This is a genomic window from Streptomyces milbemycinicus, from assembly GCF_002154605.1.
GTDB lineage: Bacteria > Actinomycetota > Actinomycetes > Streptomycetales > Streptomycetaceae > Streptomyces > Streptomyces milbemycinicus.
On sequence record NZ_MUNE01000130.1, the window covers coordinates 1 to 15879 of the forward strand.

Annotated in this window: 15 protein-coding genes and 1 pseudogene; 8 read left to right on the top strand and 8 right to left on the bottom strand. The window is 70.3% G+C overall.

What is annotated here, in order from left to right; genetic code table 11:
• The first annotated feature begins 9 nt into the window (after positions 1–9).
• Positions 10–1344 (top strand): sensor histidine kinase, encoded by a 1335-nt coding sequence (locus tag CCN51_RS12160; RefSeq protein ID WP_245881605.1) that lies wholly within the window; start codon positions 10–12, stop codon positions 1342–1344.
• Positions 1341–2002, top strand: a pseudogene (locus CCN51_RS12165) (response regulator transcription factor). The gene CCN51_RS12160 and the pseudogene CCN51_RS12165 overlap by 4 nt, the downstream one beginning before the upstream one ends.
• A gap of 38 nt (positions 2003–2040) precedes the next feature.
• Here the strand turns inward: CCN51_RS12165 and CCN51_RS12170 are convergent.
• A complete protein-coding gene (locus tag CCN51_RS12170) occupies positions 2041–2688 on the bottom strand; it encodes a LuxR C-terminal-related transcriptional regulator (protein WP_014179338.1) in 648 nt (215 codons plus the stop codon).
• Entirely contained in the window at positions 2652–3968 is a 1317-nt protein-coding gene (locus CCN51_RS12175; RefSeq protein WP_014179339.1) for a sensor histidine kinase, read from the bottom strand. The genes CCN51_RS12170 and CCN51_RS12175 overlap by 37 nt, the downstream gene beginning before the upstream one ends.
• A gap of 214 nt (positions 3969–4182) precedes the next feature.
• Here CCN51_RS12175 and CCN51_RS12180 point away from each other — a divergent pair, with 214 nt between their 5' ends.
• Both CCN51_RS12180 and CCN51_RS54295 read left to right on the top strand, forming a co-directional pair.
• Positions 4183–6117: a serine hydrolase domain-containing protein gene (locus CCN51_RS12180; RefSeq protein WP_086859528.1), complete on the top strand. Its 1935-nt coding sequence runs from the start codon at positions 4183–4185 to the stop codon at positions 6115–6117.
• A gap of 189 nt (positions 6118–6306) precedes the next feature.
• Positions 6307–6525, top strand: coding sequence for a hypothetical protein (locus tag CCN51_RS54295; protein ID WP_143675780.1), 219 nt, complete (start codon positions 6307–6309; stop codon positions 6523–6525).
• 172 nt (positions 6526–6697) lie between these two features.
• Here CCN51_RS54295 and CCN51_RS12185 read toward each other — a convergent pair whose 3' ends face one another.
• Positions 6698–7780: a glycoside hydrolase family 5 protein gene (locus tag CCN51_RS12185; protein WP_014179341.1), complete on the bottom strand. Its 1083-nt coding sequence runs from the start codon at positions 7778–7780 to the stop codon at positions 6698–6700.
• 379 nt (positions 7781–8159) lie between these two features.
• Here CCN51_RS12185 and CCN51_RS12190 point away from each other — a divergent pair, with 379 nt between their 5' ends.
• Together CCN51_RS12190 and CCN51_RS12195 are read left to right on the top strand one after the other, a co-directional pair.
• A complete protein-coding gene (locus tag CCN51_RS12190; RefSeq protein WP_238545458.1) occupies positions 8160–9173 on the top strand; it encodes a HEAT repeat domain-containing protein in 1014 nt (337 codons plus the stop codon).
• 39 nt (positions 9174–9212) lie between these two features.
• Positions 9213–9872 (top strand): hypothetical protein, encoded by a 660-nt coding sequence (locus tag CCN51_RS12195; RefSeq protein ID WP_014179343.1) that lies wholly within the window; start codon positions 9213–9215, stop codon positions 9870–9872.
• A gap of 25 nt (positions 9873–9897) precedes the next feature.
• On the opposite strand, the gene CCN51_RS12200 is transcribed toward CCN51_RS12195, so the two are convergent.
• The 4 genes from CCN51_RS12200 to CCN51_RS12215 all read right to left on the bottom strand — a co-directional run bounded on the left by CCN51_RS12200 (position 9898) and on the right by CCN51_RS12215 (position 12412).
• Complete coding sequence (locus tag CCN51_RS12200) at positions 9898–10476, bottom strand: hypothetical protein (protein ID WP_014179344.1); 579 nt, start codon at positions 10474–10476, stop codon at positions 9898–9900.
• Between the two features lie 148 nt (positions 10477–10624).
• Complete coding sequence (locus CCN51_RS12205; protein ID WP_014179345.1) at positions 10625–11116, bottom strand: cupin domain-containing protein; 492 nt, start codon at positions 11114–11116, stop codon at positions 10625–10627.
• Between the two features lie 112 nt (positions 11117–11228).
• Positions 11229–11765, bottom strand: a complete 537-nt coding sequence (locus CCN51_RS12210; protein WP_106436430.1) for a YceI family protein — start codon at positions 11763–11765, stop codon at positions 11229–11231.
• Between the two features lie 161 nt (positions 11766–11926).
• A complete protein-coding gene (locus CCN51_RS12215; RefSeq protein ID WP_014179347.1) occupies positions 11927–12412 on the bottom strand; it encodes a carboxymuconolactone decarboxylase family protein in 486 nt (161 codons plus the stop codon).
• A 199-nt stretch (positions 12413–12611) separates the two neighbouring features.
• On the opposite strand from CCN51_RS12215, the gene CCN51_RS12220 reads away from it, so the two are divergent.
• Positions 12612–13541, top strand: a complete 930-nt coding sequence (locus CCN51_RS12220) for an RNA polymerase sigma-70 factor (protein ID WP_014179348.1) — start codon at positions 12612–12614, stop codon at positions 13539–13541.
• A 77-nt stretch (positions 13542–13618) separates the two neighbouring features.
• Positions 13619–14239 carry an MBL fold metallo-hydrolase gene (locus CCN51_RS12225; protein WP_014179349.1) on the top strand — a complete coding sequence of 207 codons (621 nt, stop codon included), beginning with the start codon at positions 13619–13621 and terminating at the stop codon, positions 14237–14239.
• A gap of 36 nt (positions 14240–14275) precedes the next feature.
• Here the strand turns inward: CCN51_RS12225 and CCN51_RS12230 are convergent, their stop codons facing one another.
• Positions 14276–14842, bottom strand: a complete 567-nt coding sequence (locus CCN51_RS12230) for a hypothetical protein (RefSeq protein ID WP_143675781.1) — start codon at positions 14840–14842, stop codon at positions 14276–14278.
• Between the last annotated feature and the right edge of the window lie 1037 nt (positions 14843–15879).

A 15879-nucleotide genomic window follows, 5' to 3' on the forward strand; every position in this document is an offset into this window, starting at 1 on the left:
CGCCTTCCCGTGCTGTCCCTGCCGTCGCCCTTGCTGAGGTGGGGTCCGGCGGCCGGGCTGAGCCTGGTGCTGTACGCGACGGCATCGAGCGGTACGGGGCCAGGGGCCGGGGAGGGCGTGCCGGGCGGGGCCCTCGCGGGGGTTGCGGTCGCGATGGCGCTGCCGCTCGGCTGGGCACGGCGTTGGCCGTGGCCGGTCCTCGCGGCGCTGCTGGCCGAGTCGGCCGCGGCGGTGGCACTGGGAGCGCGGGCCGAGCAGATCTGGCCGCTGTTCCTGGCCGCGGACCTCCTGGTCGGCTACCTCACGGCCACGGCCACGGCCACGGGCACGGCCACGGGCACGGGCACAGGCACGGGCACGGGCACAGGCACGGGCACGGGCACAGGCACGGGCACGGGCACAGGCACGGGCACGGGCACGGGCGCGTCGAGGGGCATGGGCTCGCGCCGGGCCGGCACCGTCGCGGCGGCCGTCACGACGGCGGTTCAGGAGACGGCCCTTCAGGCGGACCTCTTCCGGGACGGCGGTTGGAACCGCGTGTTCGCTCCGGGCTTCCTGGCTCTGAGCACGCTCCTCGCCCTGCTCGTCCTGTGCGCCTGGCTGGCCGGGATGTGGGCCCGTCAACGGCGCGAGTACGGCGAGGCGTTGCGTGCGCGGACCGCGGCCGAGGCGGTGACGGCCGAGCGGCTGCGCATCGCCCGCGAACTGCACGACATGGTCGCCCACAGCATCGGCGTCATCGCGATCCAGGCCGGTGCGGGCAGCCGGGTGCTCGACAGCCGGCCGGAGCAGGCCCGCGCCACGCTGGACGCCATCGAGACCACCAGCCGGGAGACCCTTCACGGGCTGCGGAACATGCTCGACGTGCTCCGCCGGACGGAGCCGGAGACGGTGGAGTCCATGGCGGAGACCCCGTTCGCGGGGCTGGCTGACCTCGACCGGCTGATCGCGACGACGGCGAGCGCCGGTGTCCGCGTGGCGGTGCGGTGGCGGGGCGAACGGCGCCCGCTGCCCACCGCCGTCGACCAGTCCGCCTTCCGTATCGTCCAGGAGTCGGTGACCAACGTGGTACGTCATGCGGGGACCCGCCACTGCCGGGTCATGATCGACTACCGGCATGACGAACTGCGCGTCGAGATAGCCGATGACGGAGACGGCGGGAACACCGGAGCAGATGGTGGCGCGCCCGCCGACGGATCCGGCTATGGCATCACCGGCATGCGGGAGCGGGTGGCGCTCCTCGGCGGCCGGTTCAGCGCCGGGTCACGGCCCGAGGGCGGCTTCCGGGTCGCCGCGCGGCTGCCCCTGCCTGCCGAGGTGCCCCTGCCTGCCGAGGCGCGATGACGATCCGTGTCGCGCTCGCCGACGACCAGCCGCTGGTCCGCGCCGGGCTGCGCATGGTCATCGACGCCACCCCGGGCATCGAGGTCATCGGCGAGGCCGGGACCGGAACCCAAGTGGTGCGGCTGGTAAGGGAGCTGAGGCCCGATGTGGTTGTCATGGACATCCGGATGCCCGGCATGGACGGTATCGAGGCCACCCAGATGATCACGGCCGAGACCCCGGCGGCCCGTGTCCTCATGCTCACGACCTTCGACGACGACAGCAACGTCTACGCGTCGCTGCGCGCCGGCGCGAGCGGCTTCCTCGTCAAGGACATGGCCCTCGACGACATCCTCTCGGCCATCCGGGTGGTCGCCTCCGGTGACGGGCTGATCGCCCCGAGCGTCACCCGCCGCCTCATCGAGAATTTGCCGACCGTCCCGAACCGGCCCCGGCTGCACCGCCCCGCGAGCTCGCCGCCATCACGGGACGGGAGCGCGAGGTGCTCACCCTCGTCGGGCGCGGCATGTCCAACGCGGAGCTCGCGGCCCGGCTCCACATCACCCCGGGCACCGCCAAGGCGCATGTCGCGAGCCTGCGCTCCAAGCTCGGCGCCCGGGACCGGGTCCAGCTCGTCATCATCGCGTACGAGGCGGGGCTGGTGTCACCGTCCGGCTGACCCGACCTGCCCCCGCCTCGCCCGCGCCCCGTGGAGCGTCACTTCATATACGCCAGAACGGCGAGGACCCGCCGGTTGTCGTCGTCCGAGACCGGCAGGTCCAGCTTGGCGAAGATATTGGACGTGTGCTTGATGACGGCCCGTTCGGTGATGACCAGCCGCTCGGCGATCGCGGCGTTGGACCGGCCCTCGGCCATGATGCTGAGGACTTCGCGCTCCCGGGCGGTCAGCCGGGCCAGGGGGTCGGCCGCGGAGGACGTGGTGCTGGCGAAGAGGCGGGCGATGACGTCGGGGTCCATGGCGGTGCCCCCGGCGGCCACCCGGCGGACCGAGTCGACGAACTCGTCCGGGTCGAACACGCGGTCCTTGAGCAGATAGCCGATGCCGCCGGTGCCATCGGCCAGCAGCTCCTTGGCGTACAACTGCTCCACATACTGGGACAGGACCAGCACCGGGAGGCCCGGGATCTGGCGGCGGGCCTCCAAAGCGGCCTGCAGGCCCTCGTCGGTGAACGTCGGGGGGAGTCGTACATCGACGACTGCCACGTCCGGACGTTTTTCGACGAGGGCCTGCAGGAGATCGGGGCCGGTGTCCACAGCGGCGACGATTTCGAAGTCGTATGCCTCCAGAAGCCTGACTAACCCGTCCCTCAGGAGGAAGAGGTCTTCGGCGAGGACAACACGCACGGCAGCTCCATGGTCAGTGTCGTCGGACCGCCCTGGGGGCTGGTCACGGCAAGGACACCGTCGAAAGTAGCAAGCCGGCGCTCCATTCCGCGCAGCCCCGTGCCCCGGGAGGGGTCCGCGCCGCCGATCCCGTCGTCGGTGACCTGGCCGCGCAGCCGGCCCGTCTCGTACCAGAGGTCGACCGTGACCCGCTGGGCCTCGCCGTGCTTGGCGGCGTTGGTCAGGGCCTCGGAGATCGCGAAGTACATGGCGGACTCGACGGGGGCCTCGGGGCGGCCGGGCAGCTCGGCGTTGACCTCGACCTCCAGCGGGCTGTCCATGCCCAGGGCGCGGACGGCGTCGGCCAGGCCGCGGTCGGCGAGCACCGGCGGGTGGATGCCGCGGACCAGGTCGCGCAGCTCGTTGAGGGCGGCGGCGGAGGCCTGGCGGGTGTCGGCGAGGATGGCGCGGGCCGCCTCCGGGTCCTTGGCGAGCAGCCGCTCGGCCACGCCCAGGTTCATGCCCATCGCGACCAGCCGGGCCTGGGCGCCGTCGTGCAGATCGCGCTCGATGCGGCGCAGCTCGGCGGCCGAGGTGTTGACGGCGTCGCTGCGGGTCTCGGTGAGGTGGCGTACCTGGCGGGACATCTCGGTGGGGGCGAGCAGCGACTTGGCGAACTGGGCGTGCACCCGGAGCAGGTGCGGGCCCGCGGCCAGACCGGCCAGCGCGATCGGGACGCCGAGGGCGGCGGCCATCAGGGCGGAGCCGTCACTGGTCACCTTGATCATCGCGTACCAGTTGTTGCCGCCGGCGTCGGCGATGTCCTCCCAGATCAGAGGCATGATCAGGCCGAAGACGCCATAGCCGACCAGCGCCAGCGGCAGCAGCGCGATCACCAGGCCGACCACCGGGTTGACCAGGGTCCAGGCCAGGTCCCGCCAGGTCGCCGGGTCGGTGAGGACCCACTGGTTGCGCTGCATTAAGCCCTTGAAGCCCGGCTCGGGAGCCGGCTGCGGCCGGTACGGGTCCTCGATCTCGACCCCCGACCACTGGCCGGCCAGCCGCCGGGTGATCGCCGTGGTCCCCCGCAGGGCCACCGCAAGGGCGGGCACCAGCAGCACCCCGAGGCCGACACCCAACAGCGAGATCGCGGTCACCACCAGGCAGAAGAGCACCACCTCCCACGGGGCGAGGGCGGCCAGCGCCAGCCCGCGGCCCATGGCGCGCACTCCACGGACGGGCCAGGGGCCGCTGCCGCCGACCTGTCGTCCATCGGTCCTCTCGTCCATCATGATGCTCATCTCGTAACCCCTCCCTCGGGACGGCCCTTCCGCCGCTGTGTGCCATTCAGTCTGCCCGGGGCGAGCCCTTGGGAGCACTGGACTCGGGTGGCGTTTCGGAGGGTGTAGTCAGGTCCCCCATAAGACGCCACACAGGGCCATCGGCCTCCCCGCCCGAACTGAGTTGACTTGAGGTCATACGACGCAAGCCCTCTGTGAGCGAAGGAGCCGGTAAATGAGTACTCGACGCAGCGCTACCGCGGCGGTGTCCCTGCTGCTCGCCGTCCTCATGACCGTGCTGGCGACGGCCGCCTCGGCCTCCGCCACGCCCGGCTCCCCGCGCCCGCGGAGCCTTGAGGACCTGGTCGACAGCCTCGTCAAGAAGCAGCTGGACGAGTACCGGATCCCCGGGGCCGCGGTGGTCGTGGTCTCCGGCGGACGGCAGGTGCTGGCCAAGGGGTACGGGGTGGCCGACATCGACCGCGGCACCCGGGTGGACGCCCGCCGTACGGGGTTCTTCATGGGCTCGGACGCGAAGGTGTTCACCGCCATGGCGGTGCTCCAGCAGGTCGAGCGGAAGAAGCTGGACCTACGGGCCGACGTGAACCGATATCTCACCCGCCATAAGGCCGGCTTCACCATCAAGGACAGCTATCCGGGGCGGCCGGTCACCGTACGCGACCTGCTGATGCACACCGCCGGGTTCGACAACAGCATCATCGGCCGCGCCACCGCCCACCCCGAGGACGCCGAACGGCTCGGCGACAGCCTGGCCGAACACCAGCCGAAGCGGGTGCGCCCGCCGGGGAAGGTGTCCAGCTACGACAACTACGGCGTGGCGCTGGCCGGCTACCTGGTCGAACTGACTTCGGGCGAGCGCTTCGACGCGTACGTCGGCCGCCACATCCTCCAGCCGCTCGGCATGACCCGCACCTCCTTCGCCCAGCCGCACCCCGCCGCCATCGCCACCGAACGGGCCGGCGGCTACCGCCCCGACGGCAAGCGGCAGGTGCCCGCCGAGGGCCAGTACGGCGCCTGGACCCCGACCGGCGCCGCGGCCGTCACCACCGCCACCGACATGGGGCGGCTGATGCTCGCCCAGCTCGCGGGCGGCAGCCTCGACGGCCACCGGGTGCTCGGCGAGCGGCTGACCCGGGCCATGCAGCACCGCCAGTTCGGCAACGACCCGCGGCTGCCCGGAATCGGCTACATCCTGGAGGAGCGGGGCCGGGACGGCCACCGCATGCTCGTCAAGGACGGCGACATCCCCGGCTTCCACGACAACCTCGCGCTGCTGCCCGACCGGGACACCGGTGTGTACGTGGCGTACAACGGCGACGGCAAGGACGGCAGCGCCTCCTGGGCCGGCCAGGAACTCGTCAACCGAGTCGCCGACCACACCTTCGGCACCCCGCGCCGCGCCGCCACCGCCCGCATGGGCGAAACCGGCAAGTTCACCGGCTTCTACCGCTCCACCCGCACCAGCCACTCCGACCTCACCCGCGCCGCCGCGCTGACCAGCTCGGTCCAGGTCACCGCAGGACCGGACTCCACCCTCACCACCACCGGCCCGCTCAGCCGCGACCCGGGCGTCACCAAGCAGCACTGGGTGCGCATCGGCGACGGCCTCTTCCAGGAGAAGGACGGCCAGGAACGGCTCGCCTTCAAGGACGGCAAGCTCTTCCTCGCCTCCGACCCGACCGTCGCCTACGAGCGGCTGCCCTGGTACGAGTCCCCGGTCCTGCACCAGCAGCTCCTGATCGGCTCCCTCGGCGTGCTGCTGCTGTCCGTCACCGCCTGGACCATCGGCGCCCTCATCGGCCGCCGCCGAGGCTCCGCCACCGCCGCCCCGGCCGGCGCCCAGCTCGCCCGGCTCCTCGCCTGGACCACCGGCGTCCTCCTCACCGTGGCCACCGCCTGCTTCGCCCTCCTGGTCGCCGACCCCAACTCGCTCAACCAGACGGTCTTCCTCGGCGACTCGCCCATGCTCAAGCTGGTCCCGGTCCTGGTGAAGGCGGCGCTGGCCACCACGGCCGCCGTGCTGGTGTGCGCTGTGATCGCCTGGTGGCGCCGCTGGTGGGGCTGGGCGGCCCGGATCCACTACAGCGCGGTGGCGCTGGCCGCGGTGCTCTTCCTGGTGGTCGCGGGCAACTACCACCTGGTGGGCTGACGCCCGCTCGTCCTTGCGGTACCTCGTTCCTTCGGCAACGGCCCGCCTGAGGCGCCGCGAGATGCGGCGCCTCAAAGGGGTGCGCGAATCGTCAACATCCCTGCGCGGACTGACAAGGCCAGGTGCGGTCGCGCTCGGCACCCTGGATGCCGAAGCCCCGAACAACCCTTGATAAAGGGGGAGACATCCATGAGCATCACAGCAAAGATCGCCGCGACTGTCGCGGGAAGCGTCCTGGTCCTGAGCGCAGCGGTCGTTCCCGCCGCCGTCTCGTCGTCGACGGCGGCCGACGCGGCGGCCGGAACGGCGGACGGTTCGGTACAAGGCGCTTGGGTGCAAGGCGCCTGGCTCACCGGGCTGCCCGGCACGCCAGCCAATGTGGCTGGCGACGTGATTGGTTGCTGCTGAAGGCGCGTCGGGGATCCGGTGCGCGGCGTCCTTTCGGACGCTTGACGCGGACGGCGGTACCGGCACGCCTGCCGGTACCGCCTACCGGCACTCGGTGGGTTCCGACCGTGGCCGACCGAGGGATGGCCGGCCACCGTCGGGCGCGCCGAAGACCGCGTCAGGGCCGTCAGTGTCAGGGCCGGACGGGCTTGCCGCGTCCCCAGCCCCAGGCGAGCCGGTCGGCGCCGGACTGGTTGGTGGTGGCCAGCGAGGGCCGGGCCGGGTCGCCGGTCAGGGTCTGCAGCGTGTAGGTGTCATCGGTGCGCAGACCGGGCCAGTAGACGGAGCCCATCTTGAGCTCGCGGAAGGTGTCCGTGACGGCCTGGACGTAGTTGATGAAGTTGTCGGACGGAGCCGGCTTGTTGTAGTTGAGGCCGGTGGTCATCGGGGCGCCGAACTCGTCGGCGACGGTCCGGTTGGCGCAGTCACCGATGCGCACCTTGAGGTCGGCCACCCACTCGTCGTAGGTGGCGTAGTTCTTCCAGAACCCGTAGTGGTGCAGCGACAGGTACGTGCCGTCCAGACGCGGGTCGGCGCACACCGAGGTGACGTGGTCGTTGTAGCCGGCGCCGCTGACGAACACCCGGTTGCGCGGGACCGAGGGGTAGGTGGACAGCCACTTGGCGGCGATGTCGGCCCACTCGGTGTCGGTGTAGCCGTGGGGCTCGTTCATCGGCTCGAAGTAGACCCGCTTGTCGTCCTTGTACGCGTCGACCACGGTGTTCCACATGGGCCAGAAGGTGGCGGGGTCGTCGATGAAGCCGTCCTTGCGGGGGCCCGTACCCTCCCAGTAGGAGAGGATGATTTTGAAGCCCTTGTCCGAGGCCGCGTCGATGACCCCGCGGTACGACTTCCAGTAGGGGCCGTTGACCGTGTACGGGTTGATGGGCAGCCGGACGGTGTTGGCGCCGAGGTTCGCGCGGAACCCCGAGATGATCCGGCTCGCCTTGGCGTACGTCTGGTCGTAGCTGTCGGACGTCGACAGGCCGGACAGCACGACCGGGTCGTCGGCGAAGTTGTCGCGGGGGTCGGCCCAGTTCACGCCCCTGAACTGGGTGGTGTCTCCGCTGGGCGCGGCGGAGGCGGGGCTGCCGGCGAGGGTGGTGCCGGTGGCCGCGGCGACCAGGATCGCGACAAAGGCGGCGCGCAGCCGGGGGGTGAAGCGCGCTCTGGAGGGGCTGGAGGGGCTGGCGGAGCTGACGGGGGATGTGCGCATCGCTTGCTCTTTCGGGAGAGGCCGACTCAGCGCATGGCGGAGCCTGCATGTCTGAGTAGCCGTCGGGGTGTCGTACGGGCGATGTTTACGCAAACATGGGGGGCGCCCGAATCGTGACACCCGGCACAGCGGCCGTCAAGGTTTCCGGCATGTGACCGCTGTGGTCACGGGCTGGGGTCCGGGTCCGTGAAGTAGGCGGCGGGCTCGTCGGAGAGCTCCCCGTTCATCCAAGATGTCGGGGACATCGATGAGGGGACGCAGATCGAGGCGGCCGGTGAGGCGGCCCTCTTCGATCACCCACAGATCGCTCGCCTCGTGGTGGTCCACGTGGTCGCTCCGGGTGCTCTCGACGCGGCTTTCCGTGCCTAGGCTATGACCCATGTCAGACACCCTTGACGCCCTCATGCGGGATCTCTCGGACAACGACCGCACCGTCCGCAGGGCCGCGGAGGACGGCCTGGTCGCGCTCGGAGCGCAGAGCGTCGACCGGCTCCTGCCGTATGTCCGCGACACGCGACGGGGCAGCCCGAGATTCAGCGCCGAGTCCGTCCTGAAGCGGTTGGGTGACCAGGCGCTGCCGCGCCTTCGGGACATCCGGCGCGATGGCCCCGGGCGGCTGCGCGGGAAGGCCCTGGAGACGCTGGTCGACCTGGGCGGTGCGCAGGTGCTCGGCGATGCCGACCGGCGTGCCGTGGAACGCCTCGTACGGATCAAGCTCCTGGACAGACTCCCGGTGGACCTTCCCTCGGAAGCCGGCCGCTGGCTGGCCTTCCCGGCGGACCGGCTCGACGACGCCGTGGCCGCCCTCGGCCTGCACGACCTCCGGCCGGTCACCCCCGCGCTGGGTGTGGAGGCCACCACCCGGGCCGACGACGCCATGGATTTCCAGGACTCCCAGGGTGAGCGGCAGAGGGCCTACCGGGTCTTCATCACCCCGGAGTTCAAGAGCTGGTGGTTCAGGGACATGCCGATCAAGAACTGGCGCATGGTGTGGGGCAATTCCTTCGTGGATGAATGCGACGGATTCACCCTCGCCGATACGCTCAGCGAGCGATGCGGGGAGGCCCACTTCTATGTGATCGACCCTTACCACTCCGGCTCGGTCTGGTATGTCGCGCGCGACGGTCGCAGGGTGCGCAGCTACGGCACCTATGACTACCCGGAGTTCCGGGGCAAGCCACTGCCCTTCGAAATCAGCTACATCGAAGACGCGGAACAGGGGATCGAGGACGAGAAATACGCCAAGGGCGTGCCCGAGGCGGACGTGGCGGCCGACAACCTCTCCGTCCAGCCCGGCCCCATGTCCGCGGACGACGCCCACGGCCACGGCTGGCTCGCCACCACCCACCCCGACCTGCCCAACTCCCACTTCAAGGGAGCCCTGCCCATCTGACTGACCGCACCACACCGGGGCCAACTAAGCTCACGCACCATGTCGTCGCCGCACACACCCTCCCCCGCGCCGAACGCCACGGTCATACGCGTCGGCCGCCGCAGCGCCATGACCGGGCTGCCCTGCTCCATCGTCCTCATGGTGATCGGCGCCGTCGGCATCTTCGGCATCGTGCTGGTCGCCATGGGAAAGCAGAAGGGAGAGGCCACCGTCACCGGGTTCGTGGGACTCGGGTTCGCGGTGGCCCTCGGCGTTCTCGGGGTCATCCTCTTCGTCCCCTTCTGGGCGAACCGCCGCAGCAGGATCCTCATCGACCACACGGGGCTGTGGCTCGAAAAGGGAAACCTCCGGAACGTCATCCCCTGGCACACCCTCGCCGGAGTCGCCCTTTGCTGGAGCGAAATCGGGCGCAACGGGAAGATGTACTCCCTGGAGCTGTACCCCACCGGCCCCATCGACCGGGACGACCCGATCCTGTGGGGCCTGGTCCGCGACGAGGAGCCGTTCCACCCCGGCTTTCCCCGCCTGCGCCACCGCCTGCCCCTCGCCGCCGCCATTCAGCGGCCGGTGGTCGAGGCTGTCCAGCAGCACGTCCCACAGATCTGGCTCGGCGAGTCCCAGCGGCCGGCGGGCCACATCGGCCGCCCCGACGTCAGGGGACACCGGGAGCGCACGCGGGGCCGTACGCCGTCGGCCTGAGGCGGCAGCCGTGACGTAGCCGGTCTCAGCCGGGAAAGGCGCCGGCGAACCCGGCCAGATTCCGCGGGCAGGTCCATGTCTCCCGCGTCATCCGGCCCTCGTACCAGGACTGCGCCCCCTCCTCGTCGGGCCAGTTGTCCTCATCGGCCAGGGCCGCCTCATGGTCGGCGTCCCGCTCCGGATGGGCCAGCATCTCCAGGACGTACCGGAAGTTGTCCAGCTCCACATCGAACGGCGCGTCGTCGCAAGGGTGCTCCTCATGCTCACAGGACGCCTGCCCCAGAGCCCGCTCGACCGCGCGCATCGCCTGCATCACCCGGGCTTCGGCCGCCGCGTCAGGGCGGGCGTAGATCACATAGGGCCCGATCAGCACCAGCCCCAGCGTCCACAGCGCCGTCTCCGACCCCACCCCGTCGGCCGCCACGCTCGCCTCGAGATGCCTGGCGCACTTGAGCACCGTGGCCTGCGCATCGCCGAGGAAGTAGCCGTGGCGCATCTCGTCCCAGTCGGCGATCAGCTCGTCCCACTCGGCAGGGGTGGCCGGCCCCGGAGTGAGGGGCACCTCGTCGTCGCGCCGGTTCTCGGCCGTCTCCGCATTGGTCACGATCCGAGGATGACATGAGGGTCTGACAGCGACGATGCGGGGGCATCCGCTGTGGGCCGGTGAGGTGCGTGCGCCGGGTCTCCCTCACCAACTGCTGACTCGATGGGCGCCGCTCCGGCTGACCGGCCCCCATGAGACCCGTGTTTGCTCAGACCATGTACTGGTCGTGGCGGCGGTAGAGGTCGGCCCACTCCTGCTCGCTGAGCTGCCGCCCGCTCGCCACGATCTCCGCCAGTTCCTCGAAGTAGGCCTCGCGCGGGGCCCCGGGGGCGAACAGGACCAGCATCGAGGCGGGCCCCTCCGGGTTGCTGAACGCGTGGATCCCGCCCGGCGGGACGAACAGGAAGTCGCCCGGCGCGGCGTTGACCCAGTGTTCTCCGTCGTAGAGCCCGACCGTGCCGGACAGGACGAAGAACGACTCCGACATCGTCCTGTGGAAGTGCGCGCCCGGGCCGCCACCGGGCTCCCCTCCCATGTCCCATCGGTAGAGCCCGTACTGCCCGCCGGTGGACTCGCCGGTGGCCAGGTAGTGCACCTTCGAGCGCTCGCCGATCACCAGGTCAGGCGCGGAGCCGCCCTTCCACAACGTGCCGCTGACCTCGCCCTTGTCCCCGTGGAAGAGCTCCTTCGGGTACGACATGCCGGTCTCCTTGTCGATCGTTCCTGCCGGTTGCCGGGCCGCGTGCGCGCGACGCCGACAGCATTCTCGCCATGGCCATGAAAGCCCGTCCTCGAAGCGGGCGTTAAACCCGTCAGGACTGCTGGATCGCGGTGACGTCGAGCTCCAGCGTCACCTTCGGGCTGACCGTGACCCTGGTCGCGGCGTTCCAGTTCACGCCCCAGTTGTTGCGGTTGATCGTGATGCTTGCCTTGAAGCCGACCCTGAAGCCGCCCTGAGGGTCGTTCTCGGCACCGGTCAGCTCGAAGTCCACGGTGACCGGCTTGGTCACGCCGCGCATGGTCAGGTCACCGGTGACCTCGAAGCGGGTCTTGCCGCTCTGCCGCACCTCGGTGGAGACGAAGGTGAGAGCGGGGTGGCCGTCCACACCCAGGAACGTGCTGCCCAGCTGCTTGTCGCGCCGCCGGTTGCGAGTCTGGATGCTCCTCGCCTGGATCGTGAGCCGAGCGCTGGACTGCGACGGGTCGGCGCCGTCCAGGTGCACGCCGCCCTCGAACTCCTCGAACTGGCCACGCACTTTGGTGCCCATCGCATGCCGGGCGACGAAGCCGATCCGCGTACGCGTGGTGTCGAGAACGTAGTCGCCGGTCAGCTCGCCGGGCGTGGTCATGATGGACAAGCTTGGTCACTCCTGAAAGGGAAAACAGGTAACTGGTCGTTCGGTTCCGAGCCGGTCGTGATTCGCGCATAGCCGTCGGCGTTGTGTGAGCTGCGCCGGCCCGGCCTGGCCCGGGCCGAACGACCCGGGCCGAGCCGTGATTCGCCTGCTGGTCAGTTCGCCATGTCGGCGAACTTGCCGGGCTCGTAGGCACCCCCCGGGTTGTTCACGATCACGCCGAGCCGGTTGGCCGCGTTGATCACGGAGACCAGGTAGACCAGCGCGGCCGTCTGGTCGTCGTCGTAGTGCTCGCGCACCTGGGCCCAGGTCTGGTCGGAGACGCCGAGGTGGGCGTCGGCGAGCCGGGTGCCCTCCTCGGCAAGTGCCAGTGCGGCCCGCTCGGCCTCGGTGAACACCGTGCTGTGGCGCCAGGCGGCGACCAGGTTGAGCCGCACCGCGGTCTCCCCGGCAGCCGCGGCATCCTTGGTGTGGTAGTCGACACAGAAGCCACAGCCGTTGATCTGGCTGACGCGCAGCATCACCAACTCCTGGGTGGCCTGGGGCAGCGACGACTGCTGGATCGCCAGGCTCACGTTGTAGAACCGCTTGCTGATCTTGGCGCCGAGCTCGTTGGCCATCAGATCGAAACGGGGTTCCATGACTTGCTCCTCACTCATCGTGTTGCGTACCGCGCGGATCGTCCGCGCGGCGTCCCGACGAACAAGAGATGCCGGCGACCCGATCCCTGTGACGCCGCGGTGACGTGACGTGCGCCACCGGTCGGGGGTGTCACAAAGCGGTGGGGAGCGGTGTCTTGTGCGCGTGACACAGTCGAGAGCGGACAGGCAGGAGCCGGCCATGGGCGAGCGAACAAGGGACACACCCGAGCGGGTCGCTCGTGCCGACCGCATGGACTGCGCCACCGAGGCGTTCGTCGCCCACCGCAACCTGCTGTTCACCGTCGCCTACGAGATGCTCGGCTCGGCCGCCGACGCCGAGGACGTCCTGCAGGAGACCTGGCTGCGGTGGGCGGACGTCGATCTCGACATCGTGCGGGACCGGCGTGCGTACCTGGTCCGGATCACCACGCGACAGGCGCTGAGCCGACTGCGTACGCTCGGCCGGCGCAAGGAGTCCTACGTCGGCCCCTGGCTGCCCGAGCCGCTGCTGACCGCGCCCGACGTGGCCGAGGACGTCGAATTGGCCGACAGCGTCTCGATGGCGATGCTGCTGGTGCTGGAGACGCTCGCGCCGACCGAGCGCGCGGTGTTCGTACTGCGCGAGGTGTTCGACCTGGAGTACGACGAGATCGCCGAAGCCGTCGACAAGAGCCCCGCCGCGGTCCGCCAGATCGCCCACCGGGCACGGGCACACGTCGCCGCCCGCCGACCGCGCGGAGTCGTGTCCCCGGCCGAGGCCCGCGACGCGCTCAAGGCGTTCCAACGAGCGGTCGAAACGGGCGATCTGCAGAACCTGCTCGACCTGCTCGCGCCGGACGTGGTCCTCGTGGGTGACGGCGGCGGACTCAAGGAGGCCGTGCTGCAGCCCGTCGTGGGGGCCGACCAGGTGGCTCGCCTGTTGGCGGTCGGCCTGCCGAGGATCGGCGGCGAGGGGTCGGTCGAGCCGGCACAGATGAATGGCTGCCCGGCTCTGATCGTCCGGCTCAACGGGGAGATCGACAGCGTCGTGGCGGTGCGGATCGACGACGGCATGGTCACCGGGCTCTACGTCGTGCGCAACCCCGAGAAGCTGTCGCGTGTCGAGCGGGAGACCACGGTGAGCCGCTGAGTGACAACAACGAACTCGGCCGCCAGGTACAGGGCCGGCACATTCGTTCACCCCCGGGCCGGGAAAGGCGGCGGAGCATGCGGATCACCAAGTTCGGCCACGCATGTGTGCGACTTCAGAAGAACGGCCGGGCGGTCGCTGTCGACCCCGGTGCCATGACCCCCGAGCCGGGAGTGCTGGAGGACGTCGAGGCCGTGCTCATCACACACGAGCACTTCGACCACTTCGACCCGGAGCGTTTGCGTGAAACGGCCGCGCCTATCTACACGTGCCCCGGAGCCGCCCGGCACCTGGCCGAGTTCGGTGAGCGTGTGCACGTTGTCCACGGTGGCGACAGCTTCTCCGTCGCCGGCTTCGCCGTGTCCGTGGCGGGCGAGAAGCACCACTTCAGCCACCCAGATGCCCCGCCGGTCGACAATGTCGGCTTCCTGATCGACAACGCGGTCTTCCACCCGGGCGACGCCCTGACCCTCATCGACGCGCCGACCCTCCTCCTACCGGGCCAAGCCCCATGGCTCACGGTGCCCGTCATGATCGGCTACCTACGTGAGATGGCCCCTCGCCGTGCGTACGCCATCCACGACGGCCTACTCAACGAGTGGGGCCTGAAGGTTCTCGACGATGCCCTCAAGATGGAATGCCAGCGTGCGGAGGCCGACATCCGCCGACTCCATCCTGGAGAGAGCGTCGACGTGTAGTCGACGTCCGTGCACTGGCGCCCGTGGCACGTCGAGTCAACGTCTCCTGTCAACTGACAGGACATCCAGCCCTTCAACGTCGTCCAACGCGGCTCGTGCTGCTGCGGTGAACTCGCCCAAGCGCTCCGACAGCCGACCCGCTTCGACGGCATGACGCTCCAGGAAGCGGGCGTTTCCGTCCGGAGTGTTCGCCGGGGAGTCACGTAATGCGAGAAGGGTCGTCTGCATGGACCGAAGCGTTGTGTACACGCTTCGGGCGGCCTGCCCGACGGCCTCCGGCCCTTCGACCGCCAGGTTGGCCCAGGCGGCCCGTGCCAAAGCCAGCTGGTCATCGGCCTGTTGCAGTCTGCGGTCGATTTCCTCCGTATCTCTTTCGCCCACGAACGCGCGCCCGGCCGACTTCAGCGCGTTCTGTGACTCACTGGCCGGGGCAAGGAAGGCGCTGTACGCATCCCGGCGCACTTGCCTGCGCCAGTGCGCGTGCTCGGCCCTGGCCTGTGCCCGCACCTGCTGACGTGTTGACCAGCCAGTGATCGCCGACGCGAGGACGGTGCCTGCCACGCCGATCGATGCCCCGAGCAATGCCGCTATTCCCTGGTCCACGGAGATGTGTTTACCGCACCTGCCTGCGGCCGGAGATGCTCGGTCACTCACGGGATCCCACGCGGAGCCATCGGGCCGGTAGAGAAGGCTCCCGGGCATGGCCTCGACGGCCGCATACCATGTGCCCTGAGCTTGCGGGACGAGGTGGAGGGCGACGCCCCTAGGCAGACGCTCACAGTGGGCGTGGCCTGACTCGTCGTCGGCCTCGTTAGTGGGGGTGTGCTTCGCTGCGCTGCGCGTTGGGCTGCGCTTCGCTTCGCCTGTGCCTGTGCGCCGTCTCGCGGTATTCGGTTCACGCGGGTGCGGGTTTCGTCTCGGACCCTCCGGGTCCAAAGCGCCAGCGAGAACGGGGGAAGGGGGGCGGCCGACCCGGCGTCCCGATTCCTCGGCCCGGCGGGCGGCTGAGCTCAAAGCCGGCTCCGCTGCGCTCCGCCGCAGCTGCTGCCGCGCGGTGGTCGACCGGTCAGCCCAGCGGTGCGCTGGGCCGGGGCGCGGGAGCGCGACGGACGGGCGGGCACCGAGGGACGGGATCGCCGCTCCCCCCACCCCCTCAAAGAAAAACACTTGATGCAGATCAAGCATTTTTTTAAGAGCAGGTGGGTGGAGGCCCCAACCGGACCGGCCTCCACCGCTCCGGACGCCCAACCACCGTTCCGCCACTCGCCAGCAGGCGACGACCCCTTGGGCTGGACGGCGACGATGCCTCAGGGGCGCCCTCCCCTTCCCGCTGCTGGCCGCTGTGCGCCGAAGGCGCGAGACGATGTCCGCACGCGGCAACCAGGCCATGCCGTCCAACGGCGCCGGCCCGTTCGTCGCGCTCCCGCACTCCGGCCGAGCGCACCGCTGGTCCCCTCGCCCGGCCACCGCGCGGCAGCAGTCGCGGTGGAGCGCAGCGGAGCCAGCCTTAAGCTCAGCCACCCGCCGGACCGAGGAACCAGAACAACGGACCAGCCTCCCCCTTCCCCCTTCTCGCCGGCGCTTTGGACCCGGAGGGTCCGAGACGAAACCCGCACCCGCCCGAACCGAATGCCGCGAGA

Coding starts and splice junctions, on each gene's coding strand:
- CCN51_RS12175 (WP_014179339.1), bottom strand. CDS start 3,968: ATGAGCATCATGATGGACGAGAGGACCGATGGACGACAGGTCGGCGGC.
- CCN51_RS12180 (WP_086859528.1), top strand. CDS start 4,183: ATGAGTACTCGACGCAGCGCTACCGCGGCGGTGTCCCTGCTGCTCGCC.
- CCN51_RS54295 (WP_143675780.1), top strand. CDS start 6,307: ATGAGCATCACAGCAAAGATCGCCGCGACTGTCGCGGGAAGCGTCCTG.
- CCN51_RS12185 (WP_014179341.1), bottom strand. CDS start 7,780: ATGCGCACATCCCCCGTCAGCTCCGCCAGCCCCTCCAGCCCCTCCAGA.
- CCN51_RS12190 (WP_238545458.1), top strand. CDS start 8,160: ATGTCAGACACCCTTGACGCCCTCATGCGGGATCTCTCGGACAACGAC.
- CCN51_RS12195 (WP_014179343.1), top strand. CDS start 9,213: ATGTCGTCGCCGCACACACCCTCCCCCGCGCCGAACGCCACGGTCATA.
- CCN51_RS12205 (WP_014179345.1), bottom strand. CDS start 11,116: ATGTCGTACCCGAAGGAGCTCTTCCACGGGGACAAGGGCGAGGTCAGC.
- CCN51_RS12210 (WP_106436430.1), bottom strand. CDS start 11,765: ATGACCACGCCCGGCGAGCTGACCGGCGACTACGTTCTCGACACCACG.
- CCN51_RS12215 (WP_014179347.1), bottom strand. CDS start 12,412: ATGGAACCCCGTTTCGATCTGATGGCCAACGAGCTCGGCGCCAAGATC.
- CCN51_RS12220 (WP_014179348.1), top strand. CDS start 12,612: ATGGGCGAGCGAACAAGGGACACACCCGAGCGGGTCGCTCGTGCCGAC.
- CCN51_RS12225 (WP_014179349.1), top strand. CDS start 13,619: ATGCGGATCACCAAGTTCGGCCACGCATGTGTGCGACTTCAGAAGAAC.